Origin of the sequence: Streptomyces sp. NPDC002573 (assembly GCF_042889625.1) — a bacterium.
Taxonomy (GTDB): domain Bacteria; phylum Actinomycetota; class Actinomycetes; order Streptomycetales; family Streptomycetaceae; genus Streptomyces; species Streptomyces gibsoniae.
The window spans coordinates 1-13002 of the sequence record NZ_JBIARC010000123.1 but is presented as its reverse complement, the minus strand read 5'-3'; the positions used below and the strand labels follow the sequence as shown (position 1 = coordinate 13002).

The 13002-nt window shown below is 69.3% G+C and carries 10 protein-coding genes; all 10 read left to right on the top strand.

Annotation, left to right across the window (positions count from 1 at the left end; translation table 11 throughout):
- Positions 1 to 236: helix-turn-helix transcriptional regulator (locus ACFYX0_RS44030; protein ID WP_388980509.1), on the top strand; the 236-nt coding region annotated here is incomplete at its 5' end.
- Positions 237 to 646: 410 nt separating this feature from the next.
- Positions 647 to 4246, top strand: coding sequence for a S8 family serine peptidase (locus ACFYX0_RS44025; protein ID WP_388980506.1), 3600 nt, complete (start codon positions 647 to 649; stop codon positions 4244 to 4246).
- Positions 4247 to 4568: 322 nt separating this feature from the next.
- The gene (locus ACFYX0_RS44020; RefSeq protein WP_388980504.1) at positions 4569 to 4697 is read left to right on the top strand and encodes a hypothetical protein; all 129 of its coding nucleotides are present in this window, start codon (positions 4569 to 4571) and stop codon (positions 4695 to 4697) included.
- 298 nt (positions 4698 to 4995) lie between these two features.
- Positions 4996 to 8763 carry a carboxypeptidase regulatory-like domain-containing protein gene (locus ACFYX0_RS44015; protein ID WP_388980501.1) on the top strand — a complete coding sequence of 1256 codons (3768 nt, stop codon included), beginning with the start codon at positions 4996 to 4998 and terminating at the stop codon, positions 8761 to 8763.
- Positions 8764 to 9019: 256 nt separating this feature from the next.
- Positions 9020 to 9178 (top strand): hypothetical protein, encoded by a 159-nt coding sequence (locus ACFYX0_RS44010; protein WP_388980498.1) that lies wholly within the window; start codon positions 9020 to 9022, stop codon positions 9176 to 9178.
- 66 nt (positions 9179 to 9244) lie between these two features.
- The gene (locus ACFYX0_RS44005; RefSeq protein WP_388980495.1) at positions 9245 to 9625 is read left to right on the top strand and encodes a hypothetical protein; all 381 of its coding nucleotides are present in this window, start codon (positions 9245 to 9247) and stop codon (positions 9623 to 9625) included.
- Between the two features lie 37 nt (positions 9626 to 9662).
- A complete protein-coding gene (locus ACFYX0_RS44000; protein WP_388980493.1) occupies positions 9663 to 9923 on the top strand; it encodes a hypothetical protein in 261 nt (86 codons plus the stop codon).
- 372 nt (positions 9924 to 10295) lie between these two features.
- Positions 10296 to 11147 (top strand): hypothetical protein, encoded by an 852-nt coding sequence (locus tag ACFYX0_RS43995; RefSeq protein ID WP_388980491.1) that lies wholly within the window; start codon positions 10296 to 10298, stop codon positions 11145 to 11147.
- 213 nt (positions 11148 to 11360) lie between these two features.
- Complete coding sequence (locus ACFYX0_RS43990; protein ID WP_388980488.1) at positions 11361 to 11534, top strand: hypothetical protein; 174 nt, start codon at positions 11361 to 11363, stop codon at positions 11532 to 11534.
- A 1277-nt stretch (positions 11535 to 12811) separates the two neighbouring features.
- On the top strand, positions 12812 to 13002 hold a 191-nt coding region (locus tag ACFYX0_RS43985; protein ID WP_388980485.1), incomplete at its 3' end, for a helix-turn-helix domain-containing protein.

Genomic DNA, 13002 nt, shown 5'->3' with positions numbered 1-13002 from the left:
ACGACGACGGCGCCATCTCAGGGACGGACGGAGCCGGGCCGTCCGATGCACTCTCCCCCACCGACCGCAAGCTGTTGTCCCTGCTGGTGGCCGGAGTCGCCGACAAGGCGATCGCCTCACAGCTCGGGCTGAGCCGGCGCACCGTCCAACGCCGCATTCAGGGCATGATGGAACGCGCCGGCGCAGCAACCCGCATGCAACTCGCCTGGCAGGCCGCACGCCGCGGATGGCTGTGAGCGGGCCGTCCGCGGAGTAGGCACAAGCCACGGTCGCCACTAAGCATCAGTGGGCGCCGCAGTGCGCGCGGAAATGCGCCGGCGCATGGCGTCTGTGGTCAGCGGCAGGACACCGACAGCACGCCACGAGCGGCGTTGCAGCTGATCCATGACGGCTGCTCCACGCCAGGCCGCCTCGCGCCTCCTCCTGTAGCGCACTTGTGCCATGGCGCAGATACGCCAGTACCAACCCGTTGCTGGGGGCGGAGGGTGCCTCCATGATCCAAGCCACCTCCCGCATTCCCGTCCCTTGGGGGTTCTCCTTGCCCAGAAAGCGTGTCCTCAGACCAGGGTTCCCGGCCCTCAGCGTGATCGCCGCCCTGTGCCTCGGGGCCATACCGGCCACAGCCGCTGTGGCCGCGGACCCAGTCATGTCCGTGCCTGCCGAAACCGCACAGCGGTCATCCGGCGGCGACGTACACACCGTCACCCTGCTCACCGGCGACAAGGTCGTCATCGGTGCCGGCGCCGACGGCACCGTCGTTCGGACCTTCGAGGCCGCGAACGGCGCCACTGCGGGTTTCCACCGCGCCGTCATCGACGGCGCGACGTACGTGTACCCCGACGCCGTCCTGCCCTACGTCAGCGCCGGGAAGCTCGACAAGCAGTTGTTCAACGTGACCCGGCTCATCGCCGACGGCTACGACGACGCGCAAGCCTCCCGGCTGCCGCTCATCGTGCGCTACACCGACACCGCCGCCGCATCCCGGATCCGACCGAAGGTAGATGGTTCGAACGTCGTCCGCCGGTTGGACAGCATCCAGGGTGCCGCCCTCGCGCAGAACCGCAAGCAGGCCTCGGCGTTCTGGTCCGCGCTCACCCGTGGTTCCGGCGCGGCGGCCCGCTTGGCGACGCCAGCCTTCGCCGAGGGCATCGCCAAGATCTGGCTCGACGCCAAGGTGAAGGCGGACTTGGCCGACTCGACCGCGCAGATCGGCGCGCAACAGGTCTGGGCTGAGGGCAACACGGGCAAGGGCGTCAAGGTCGCGGTGCTCGACAGCGGGGTGGACGCCGAGCACCCGGACCTGGCAGGGCAGATCGACACCAGCGCCAGCTTCGTTCCCTACGAGGCGGACGTCGCCGACTACAACGGCCACGGCACCCACGTGGCCTCGACCATCGCTGGGACCGGCAGCGCCTCCGACGGCAAGGAGCGAGGCGTCGCCTCCGGTGCACGGCTGGCCGTCGGCAAGGTGCTGGACTCCGAAGGCAGGGGCCAGGAGTCATGGATCATCGCGGGCATGGAGTGGGCGGCCCGAGACCAGCACGCCAGGATCATCAGCATGAGCCTGGGCGGTGGCGGCGACGCCACCGACCCGATGAGCCAGACCGTCGACCGGCTCAGCCACGACACCGGTGCACTGTTCGTCGTCGCGGCAGGCAACGGCGGCCCGCACGCCATCAGCAGCCCCGGCGCTGCGGACGCCGCGCTGACCGTCGGTGCCGTCGACGCCAAGGACCAGCTGGCGGACTTCTCCAGCCAGGGCCCGCGCGACGGCGACGCCGGGCTCAAGCCCGAACTCACCGCACCCGGCGTCGACATCGTCGCGGCACGCTCGCACTACAAGCGGGGTTCCGGCTACTACACCACGATGAGCGGCACATCGATGGCCACACCGCACGTCGCCGGAGTCGCCGCGCTGGTGGCCGGCGAGCACCCCGACTGGACCGGCTCGCAGCTGAAGGAGGCACTGGTCAGCAGCGTCAAGGCGACCCCTTCGTACACGCCGTACCAGGCCGGCGCCGGGCGGCTGGACGCACTCGCGGCGGCGCACGCCTCGGTCTTCGCCACCGCGAGCGCCTACTCCGGCTTCCACACCTGGCCTCCCAAGGCGGGCGAGACAGACGTCCAGAAGGTGACGTACACGAACGTCGGTGACACCCCGGTCGGCCTGGGCCTTGCGGTCGACGGCACGATCCCGTCGGGGGCGTTCACGCTCTCCGACGACCGGATCACCGTTCCCGCGCACGGCACGACCTCGGTCGACCTGACCGCGCACCTGGACCGTCTGCCGGCCGACCAGCCCGTCAGTGCCATGGTCACCGGTACTGACGGCGCCGGTACGGTGCGGGCCCGGACCCTGATCGGAGGCGCCAGAGAGGGGCAACGACAGAACCTGACGGTCGTCGCGAAGGACCGGTCGGGCCATCCGCTGTCCGGCAGGGTCATCCTCGCCGCTGAGCACCTCTTCACCGTCATGGACCTCGACAAGTCCGGCTCCGGAACGCTGCGGCTGCCCGTCGGCAGCTACAGCGGCTGGCTCACCGCTGACGTGCAGGGGGCCAACGGGCCGCGCTCACTGGGCATGGCGCTGCTGGCCTTCAACGACGTTCAGCTGGACCAGGACCGCACCGTCACCCTGGACGGCCGCAAGGCCCGGCAGATCCTGGCACACGTACCGAAGCAGACCACCGCTGTCGCACCGCGCCTGGACGTCCACCGGTCGTTCACCGACAGCCTGGTCGAGTCCTCCATGCTGCCCAATGAGTCCTACGACAGCATGTGGGCCCTGCCGACCGGCAAGAAGGTCACCGCCGGCGAGTTCGAGTTCGGTGCCCGCTTCCGCCTCGAACAGCCGGCGCTGACCGTGCGCACGACGTCGAAGAATTACGCCGACCCGCTGGTCAAGCGCGCGGCCGAGCCGCTGCCGGCGGGCACCCGGACGCTCACGGCGGTCTACGCCGGCGAGGGCACGGCGATGGACCTGGCCCGCCGGGACGTGCACGGCAAAGCCGTGGTGGTTCTGGGCAGCAGTACGGCCGGGATCAAGGCGCAGGCGGAGGCCGCCGCGGCCGCGGGCGCCGAGGTGCTCCTGGTCGTCAACGAGGGCATCGGCCGCCTGCAGCCCTGGGACGAGACTCCCTGGAGCCCCGAGAGCCCGGCCCCGCTGTCAGTGGCGACCCTCAACGCCGACCAGGGCGCGGCCCTGATCGGCTCGCTCCAGCATGGAGCGGTCAAGCTGAAGGTCACCTCCCACCCCACCACCGACTACCTCTACGACGTGGTGCACCACTGGACCGGCGCAGTCCCGGCGGACCCGACCTGGCGGGAGGAGCCCAAGGACCTCGGCAAGGTAGACGTCTCGTTCCGCAACTACAGGCCGGGCAAGGCGATGGAGTTCCGCCCGGACGTCTGGCAGGGCTGGGCCGTCGGCAACCAGCTCACGGCCCCCGCCCAGGGCGAGCGAACCGACTGGGTCACCTCTGGCGCCACCTGGCTGGACGACGCCTTCATCCAGGGCGAGACCGGGCAGCACTCCATCGACGTCCTCAAGTACCCGGCGCGAAGGACCGGCAAGGTCACCTGGTTCGGGCCGATCCAACGGCCCCGGATGGGCCCGATGGGCTACCAGCCGGTGCGCTACCTCGACACCATGTACGTCACCGCACCCGGCTGGGGGGACTCCGGAGCCGGACACGTCGGTGAAGCCGGGGCCAACTTCGACGTCAAGGACTGGATGGCGCTGTATCAAGGCGACCACCAGCTCGACTGGGGCAACGCCGAATGGCTGCAGGTCCCCGCGCTCGCCCCGAAGCGGCTGCCCTATCGGCTGGTGGTGGACAACGACCGGGGAACCTGGGCCAACCCGTACTCGACGCACACCCTGACCGAGTGGAACTTCACCTCCGCCGCCACCGGGGCCGAGTCGACCCAGTCCCTGCCCCTGATCCAACTCGACTACGGTGTGGACACCGACACAGCGGGTCGAGCCGACCGGCATGCCGAGTTGACGGTCACCGCCTCGCATCTGCCCGGCACCACCGCCGCCATCGGGAAGCCCTCCCTGGAGGTCTCCTACGACGACGGCAAAACCTGGCACACAAGCGACCTGACCCGCACCGGTGAGGGGTGGCGGACCGACCTGAGCGCGCCGAAATCGGCAGACTTCGCCACCCTCCGGGCCACCGCCCGGGACGACGCCGGGAACACCGTCACCCAGACGATCACCCGCGCCTTCGGACTGCGCTGACAGCACGGTGCGTTGATCGACCGGGCGGGGCTCAGTCGACGGCCCCGCCCGGCCTCAAGTCTCTGCTCGGTGAGCATCTCGCACAGCGAATCGATGATCCGCGACTCGGCGCATCCAGGGCAGAGGGCGTTGAAGCGCACCTTCTCCGGCGCGAGAGCCCGCCCGAGGGGGCGGGCGAGTACCTCGGCCCGACGGAACCCGTGCGGATGCGACAGAAAGGGGACACGGCCATGGCTGAGCACCGGTACGCCGCTGACCACCCACACGGCCGGCCTCCTCACCGGCCGGAACATACTGATCATCCGTACGGATCCCCGCCACAGTGCCGGGACACTGGTCCTCGGCCCTTGTCGCCGAGGCCCTCCGCGAACTCGACGCACGCGACGCGCTGGTGGTCGATGTCGGCAGCGGCCCGGCGACACGTCCCGCACCGGCCGCCGGGGGCGCGTGAGCACGACGGTCCGGTCTCGCCCCCGAGCCGCACGGATCCGACGAATGACTCGCACCCGACCAGGTCCGGCAGCGACGGAGTGGCCCGCCACACATATACCCAGTGTGCCCATGGGGAAGTACAGAGGCCTCCGGGTGCAGAAAGAAATCGTTAGGTCCCGTGAACTTTTCCGCATGGATCTGCAACTCACTCATCTGGGCACGGCGTGTGCCGTTGCCTTCAAGAAGTCCATAGGAGTTGTGATTTGTCCATATCCCGGAGACCCGTGCCCCGCTGGCGAAGATGGCCGGCCGTTGGTGTGGCGCTGCTGAGCACTGCCGTACTGACGGCGCTCGGCGTCCAGACTCCCGCTCAGGCCGGCGTCGGTGAGAAGCCCGCGAAGTCTTCCACGTTCACCCACGAGTTGCCCGGCCATGTAGAGCCGCTGTGCGGCCCGCCCAAGCCGCACGAGTTCACGTGCTTCGGCCTTCGCCGTACCGACATCGCGCCGCACAAGGGCCTGCGGGCCGCCGAGGACGCCCCTCAGGGTTTCGGCCCGGCCGATCTGCGCAGCGCCTACGGCCTTCCTGCGGACGGAGGGGCGGGCAAGACCATCGCCATCGTCGACGCCTTCGACAACCCCAACGCCGAGGCCGACCTCGCCGTCTACCGCGCCCAGTACGGGCTGCCCGCCTGCACCACTTCCAACGGCTGCTTCACCAAGGTCGACCAGCGCGGCGGAACCGACTACCCCGCCCCGGACCCCGGCTGGGCCGGTGAGATCTCGCTCGACCTGGACATGGTCTCCGCCGTCGCCCCCAACGTGAGGATCCTGCTGGTCGAGGCCGACAAGCCCGCCATCGACGACCTGGGAGCCGCCGTGGACCAAGCGGTGGCCCTCGGCGCGGGATACGTCTCCAACTCCTACGGCTCCAACTACGCCTTCTACCCCGAGGACCCCGCTGAGTCGTCGGCGGACGTGCACTACGACCACCCGGGCGTCGCGATCGTCGCCTCCTCCGGCGACAACCGCTACGGCGTCGCCTACCCCGCGGCGTCCCCGCACGTCACGGCGGTCGGTGGTACGACGCTCACCAAGGACCCGGCCGTTGCCCGCGGTTGGTCCGAGTCGGTGTGGAACCACGACGGTGCCGGCACGGGTTCAGGCTGCTCCCTGTACGAGCCCAAGCCGGCCTTCCAGCGGGACAGCGGCTGCCCCGGACGTACCGTCGCCGATGTCTCCGCCGTGGCCGACCCGGCCACCGGTGTCGCCGTCTACGACACCTACGGCGGGTCCGGAGGCTGGAGCCTTGCCGGCGGCACCAGCGCGTCGGCACCGATCATCGCCGGCGTGTACGCCAATGCCGGCACCCCGGTCACCGGGACGTACCCCAACGCGTACCCGTACGCCAGCGGTGGCTCCGGGCTGCACGACGTGACGACGGGGTCGAACGGAAAATGCTCACCAGCGTATCTGTGCGCCGCGGGCACCGGCTACGACGGGCCCACCGGCCTGGGCACGCCTGACGGGTTGTCGGCGTTCCGCATGGGGGCGCACGGCACCCTCTCGGGCACCGTCACCGACACCGCCACCGGCGCACCGGTCGCCGCGGCCCAGGTGACCGCCGGCGTCTACACCGCTACCACCGACAGCCGGGGCCACTACACCCTGCCGCTGTCGGTCGGCGACTACCAGGTACAGGTCACCGCCTACGGCTACGCGTCCGGCGAGGCACCGGACGTCCAGATCACCGACGGCGGCGCCGTCACCCGGGACTTCACCCTGCGCAGGCTCGCCACTCACCGTGTCTCCGGCACCGTCACCGACGGTTCGGGCCACGGCTGGCCGCTCCATGCCAAGATCACCGTGGACGGAGTGCCGGGCGCTCCCGTCTGGTCCGACGCCTACACCGGCGCGTACCGCCTGGACCTGCCCGAGAACCACACCTACACCCTGCGGGTCGTCAGCGACGACACCCACTACCAGCCCCTGGTACGGCAGGTGGCGGTGAGCACCGCGGACCAGAACGTCGGGCTGGCGCTGCCGGCCGACACCTGGGCCGACGGCAACCCGGCGTACACCCTGAACGTGAACACCCTAAACACTCAGTCCTTCGACTCCACCACCGGGGCGCCGCAGGGCTGGAGCGTGGTGAACGCCGTGGGCACCGGGCAGGGCTGGGCATTCGACGATCCGGGCGGCCGGGGCAACAACACCGGAGGGTCCGGCGGGTTCGCCATCGCCGACAACGACCACGCCGGCTGGGACACGGCCTTCGACACCCAACTGGTCAGCCCGGTCTACGACTTCCGCCGCACCGGCGACCCCGAGCTGGCATTCAGCACCGACTATGAGGGGTCCGGCGAGCAGACCGGCGATGTGGACGTCACCGCCGACGGCGGCAGGACCTGGACCACGGTGTGGCACCAGGACCAGCTGTGGGCGAGCGGCCGAGTGGAGATCCCGCTGACCGTCTACGCCGGTAAGGGCGCGGTGCAGGTGCGGTTCCACTTCACCGGCCCCGGCGTGCTGTGGGCCGTCGATGACGTGACGGTCGCGGAACGGGTCCTCAAGCCTGTCCCCGGCGGCGTGCTCACGGGTACCGTCTCCGACGCCAACACCGGACGAGGACTGGTCGGCGCCGCAGTGAGCACCGGCTCCACCGGCGGATCCTCCGCGCCGACGGTGGCCACCACCGGTGACCCGCAGGTCGGAGACGGGCTCTACCGGCTGTTCGTGCCCGGTGGCGGCCGTCACACCTTCGTGGCGGCCAAGCCCTCCTACAGCACCGCCTCCCTCACGGCCGCCGTGACTGAGGACCACGCCGCCAAGGGCTCGTTCGTCCTCAAAGCGGGGCAATTGTCGGTCGGCACCACTCAAATCGGGGCAACCGCCACGTCGCACGGCATGGTGGCGCGCAAGGTGACCGTACGGAACACCGGCACCGCTTCCGCGACTATCCGGATCGGCGAACGCACCGGAACCGGACCCGGCACCGCTGCGCCGGGCACCGCCTGGCACGGACTGCCCGACCTCCCCACCCCCGTCATGGACAACGCGGTGGAGAACCACGGAGGCAAGCTCTACTCCGCTCTCGGGTCATCGGACGGCCACAACCCCATCGCTGACCTCTACGTCTACGACCCGTCGGCGGGTGCCTGGACCCGTGGTGCCAGTGCCCCCGAACCCCGGCAGGCCACCGCGCACGGCTTCATCGGCAGCCACCTGTACACCGTGGGCGGCTGGGCCCCCGACGAAGTGGTGAGCCGCACCATGCAGGTGTACGACGCTGCCGGCGGCACCTGGGCCAAGGGCCCCGACATTCCCGAGGGACGCTTCGGGGCGGCCGGCGCCGTACTCGACGGGCGGCTCTACGTGGTCGGTGGATGCACCAACACCGACTGCTCAAACACCGTGTACGTCTTCGACCCGCGCTCCGACAGGTGGTCCAAGGCCGCGGACTACCCCCAGACGATCAGCTGGGCCTCCTGCGGCGCGATCAACGGCAAGCTGTACTGCGCGGGCGGAAACCACGACTACGTCGAGACCGGCGTCGGCTACGTCTACGACCCGGCGTCCAACAGCTGGCAGTCCATCGCCGACATGCCGGTGGGCCTGGCCGCCGGTGTCTACGCCGCCGCCAACGGACAGCTCCTGGTGTCCGGAGGCTTCAAACGGGTCGGGGTGAACCGGGTGCTCACCGCCGAAGGCTACGCCTACGACCCGGGCACGGACACCTGGAGCGCGCTGCCCGACGCTCCCACGGCGGTCTACCGCGGCGGCGGCGCACCCGGCCTGTACCGGGTGGGCGGCAGCAGCCAGAGCCGCTTCCCTGTTCCGGTTGCCACGGCGGACCTGCTTCCGGGGTATGCCCAGACCGAGTCGGACGTGCCCTGGCTGTCGGAGAGCCCGCACCGGCTCACCCTGCGGCCCGGGCAGAGCGCTTCGTTCACGGTGACGCTGAACGCACGCGAGGCCGGCCGGCCCGGTGACTGGACGGCATCCTTGATCCTTCGCGGCGACACCCCGTACTGGGTGCCGCCGATTCCGGTCTCCCTGCACATCGTCGAAGGCCGGATCTCGTAACGCTGTTCAGTCCGCACGCCGCGCCCCCGGGCAGCCGACATCGCTGGCGCCCGGGGGCAAGGCACTGTTGACCTTCTGATGTGGCACGCCAGGTTGCGGCGGACCGGCACCGCCCTGTCTCGCCGCCGTGCCGTCCGGCTTCGGCGTGCACTTCGTCCGTAGATGATCCCGCCCGAGCAGCCACTCGCCCGCGTCGCGTCCTGGAGCGAGGTGGAACCTCACTGCCCTGGCCCAGGAGGACGATCCCTACTCGAAGATGACCGACCAGTTCACCGCGGCAGGCTGGTCCGCCCGATCAGCCTGGTGCGCAGCGGCCGGTGAACGGCCATCGGGCAGAGTGTTCACCGTATCCAGCGAGATCGGCGCCGACTCCTACCGCCTGGCCCACGCCAAGGTTCAGCAGGAGGGCGGCTGACCGAAGACGCCACCACCGCGATCACGCACCGCCTGTCGCATCGGCCCGGACCCGGGCCAGTACCTGATGGCGTTCTGGTCGGTCATTCTGACGACCAGCATCGTGGGCACCGCGATGTCCGATTACGTCAACCGCACCGCCGGGCTCGGCTACGCCGGCGGCTCCATTCTGCTCACCAGTCTGCTCGCGATCGTGCTGATCGGCTGGCGGATGACCGGACAGACGATGGATGTGGAACGGATCGCCACTACAGAGGGCGAGGTTTTGTACTGGGCCGCGACACTGGTGTCCAACACGCTGGGCACCTCCAGCGGAGACTTCCTCTCCGGCGGTCTGGGCCTCGGCTTCCGCGACAGCTCTCTGCTGCTGTCCGGGGCCGTGCTCGTGATCCTCGCCGCGCACTACCTGACCCCGATCTCGGGCACGGTGCTGTTCTGGGCGGCCTAGGTTGACCCGTCCCCTCGGAGCGGTAGTGGAGAACGCGGTGGAAAAGCCCGTCACACAGGGCGGACTTGGAGTAGGAACCACGATCACCTCATCCGCGCTGCTCGCCGTCTTGGCCATTCTGGTGTACTGGCAGATGCTCACCGACCGCCGACGGACCCGCACGGTGGATACCTCTCCAACCGAAAGCCACGATCGCCGGCCGGTCGGCCGATCAACGGCAACCTTGTCGGCCGGCTACGCGGGCGGACCCGCCGAGACGCCGCAGACGCCGGAGGGAAGTGGTCGGGCCGATGTCTGAGCTGAGTGGGGCCGAGGCTGTCACATGAGGGCGGCGCCGAACCTGGCCGAGATCTCTCTGGTGCCTTCGGCGCAGCCTGCTCGCCGTGAACACGGCGCGCCCGGCCACCGTAAGTAGTAGAACCGGAAGCCTTCCGGTGCCCTGACGATCCTTGGCCTCCGCCGCTCCCTGCGCGGGTGTTCGAGCGGGAGCGGCGGCTGCCATGCGAGGTGCGGACGATGCAAAAGTTTAGAGGTAGAGCACAGCGGGCGCACTGACGCGAGATCCGCGATGCGCACGTCCAGGACGCCTTCAGGTTGATCTTGTCAGGGCCGAACGGAGACCCACCCCCACAAGCACAGGAGCACCCTTTTGACGTCGACGAAGTCTGTGATGAAGAAGCTGCCCGAGGTCACGCTGGCGTTCTGGATCATGAAGATCGCTGCGACGACTCTGGGTGAGACGGCGGGCGACCTGTTCTCCCAGACGCTCAAGTTCGGCTATTTCCTCACCACGATCGCCCTCTTCCTGATCTTCGTGGTGACGCTGGTGGTGCAGCTGCGGTCCTCGCGGTACAACCCGTTCTTCTACTGGACCGTGATCCTGTCGACCAGCATGGCCGGCACGACGATGTCCGACTTCATGAACCGCGACGCCAGCGACAAGTACCTCTCGGGTGCCGCCACTTCGCTGGGCTGGGGCCCGCAGGGCCTCGGTCTCGGCTACCCGGAGGGAGCCGCGATCCTCGTCTCCATCCTCCTGGTGATCTTCCTCGCCTGGAGGATCAGCGGGATGACGTTCCAGATCCGCGACATCGTCACCTTCAAGGGCGAGGCCCTGTTCTGGGCGGCGATCCTCGTCTCCAACACCCTCGGTACCTCGATGGGCGACTTCCTGTCCGACAGCTCCGGCCTCGGCTACCTGGGCGGTGCGGCGCTGGTGGCCGGTGTGCTGGTCGTGCTGGTCGTCCTGATGAAGGTGCCCGCCGTCCCGAACGTCCTCCTGTTCTGGATCGCCTTCGTCCTCACCCGCCCCCTCGGAGCCACCGCCGGCGACTTCCTCACCAAGCCGGTCGCCAAGGGCGGACTGGACCTGGGCACCGCGGGCTCCTCGGCCGTGCTGCTTGCGGTCTTGTTCGGCCTGATGGCCTACGCCCACATCCAAGAGCGCCAGGCCATCACACCAAGCATCGAGACTGTCGGCCCGGAGGTCGTATCGGCCCGCCAGGAGGCAAGTCAGCGGTAGGCACTGGTCTGGGCGCGAATCCCCGCCCAGGGGGCCGCAGGTTCATCGATGCGAAATCCGCGGTCCAGCACACACACGGCCAGGGAGCGCCTCCTCACTGCCGGTAGGTGCCCCTGGCTCGTTGCGTGCCTCTCCCCCTTGGACGTCACGCTGCGGGATGTCCAATACATGAGGCCTAGAAAGATTTTGCGACCAGGGGACTCGGTCACTGCGGTGAGCAAGGCGTTCCGGCGCATCGCCGATGCTCTGGCGGACGCCGGCGAGCGAGGGCGCGAAGACACAGGCAGGCATCACGCTGTCGTCCGCCGCCGGCGACGCGTGAGCCTCATCCTCTCGGCCTGTCCGTTTTTCGACCGGGAGAACACCGGGCACAACGCCGGCGAGTGACTGAGCGCCGGCGCAGTTCCGACGGACATCAGTCCGTCAACCGCCCCTGGAACACTCGAACTCAGTGTCTTTGACCGGCGGTCTTGCGATACGGTGCCACTTCGCGCAACACCTTTCGAGGGGCCCGTGAAATTCCTGATCAACCGTGTCGCTCGTTGCGTGACCGCGGTCCCGCTGAGTCTGGCGGCCCTCTGCCTTGCCGGCTGCAACCCAGATCCGACTGACTCCGAGAACGTCGCCCCGATCACCCTGACGAATGAGACGTCCAGCGCCGTGGACGTCTTCTGGTGTGCCGACGATGCGGACAGCGAGTGTACAGAGCAGGACAGCCTGGGAGTCATCGCAGCGAGGGGCACTCGCCACGTACAGATTTCGTCCTACGAAGTCGTACTGCGGATCAAGCCCGCATCAGGCCCAGGGGGCTACGTCTGTGAGGATGACGCCCCGGGTAGCCGGATAGCCCTGAGCACGTGGTATCCCTCGGTGAAGTCCGCATACGACCACTGCTCCGACGGATCGTCTCCACGCACGACGGGCTGAGCGTCACACATCGCGGGACCGCGCGCCGCGCAGGCACCGACCGAAGGTCTGACTGCACCGCTACGGCTTGCACCGGGTCGGACATCTAGGACGCATCGAGCTCTTCGGGAGCAACAACCTGTCCGCCCCCTGGACCCATGTCGCCCCGGGCCGGTCCAGTGGCCCGGACGCACTGACCGACCTGCTGTTCTACGACCGGCAGCGGCACGAAATCCAGATGTACTCCACCAGCGGCAAGGGCGACGTCAATCCGTTCGGCGCCTCCACCACCGTCGACGTGAGCGAGACGGTGGCAGACACCGTCCCGGGCACCTTCGTCGCTCCGCCCTCAGGGAGGAAGTCATGCCGGTGCGGGCGATCGCGAGGAGGTCGGGATCTCGAGAAACACCGTCCACAGAGCGATCGCGGACGACGCGCCGCCGAAGGGCCGGCGGACGCCGAAGGGCTCGATCGTGGACGCGGTCGGCGCACGGCTGAGGTGACCGACCGCCGCCACATCGCCTTCGAGGCCGGGGTCGCTGGGCCGTCGCAGACAGCCGCCGGTGCCTGGGTGACCCTGCGCGTGACGGTCGCGACGCGGCCGAGAACACGGTGCGTCAGCCCGTGCAGCGCGCGTACGTCCTGCAGCGATAGGTGCCACTGCCTGGGGTACGCGGCATACCCTGCGCCCCCTTGCTCCATCCCTCCCATGAGTACGATGTTCAACCGTCGTGGTCGAGGATCCGGGGAGAGCTTCCGTGGTGCTAGAGGTCGCCGGCGTCTCGCACGAGGAAGAGGCCGCCTACCGGCTGCTCGTCACGTCCGGCCGGGCCACCGCACAGGACCTGGCCCAGCGTGCCGGTCTGTCCGACGCGGACGCCGCGCGGATCCTCGACGCACTCGCCTCCAAGGGCCTGGCAAGTCATACGGATGGCACACCCCGGGTGTT

Excerpts from the sequence above, each read along its gene's own strand:
- ACFYX0_RS44025 (WP_388980506.1), top strand. The coding sequence starts at position 647 with ATGTCCGTGCCTGCCGAAACCGCACAGCGGTCATCCGGCGGCGACGTA.
- ACFYX0_RS44010 (WP_388980498.1), top strand. The coding sequence starts at position 9,020 with ATGACCGACCAGTTCACCGCGGCAGGCTGGTCCGCCCGATCAGCCTGG.
- ACFYX0_RS44005 (WP_388980495.1), top strand. The coding sequence starts at position 9,245 with ATGGCGTTCTGGTCGGTCATTCTGACGACCAGCATCGTGGGCACCGCG.
- ACFYX0_RS43995 (WP_388980491.1), top strand. The coding sequence starts at position 10,296 with ATGAAGAAGCTGCCCGAGGTCACGCTGGCGTTCTGGATCATGAAGATC.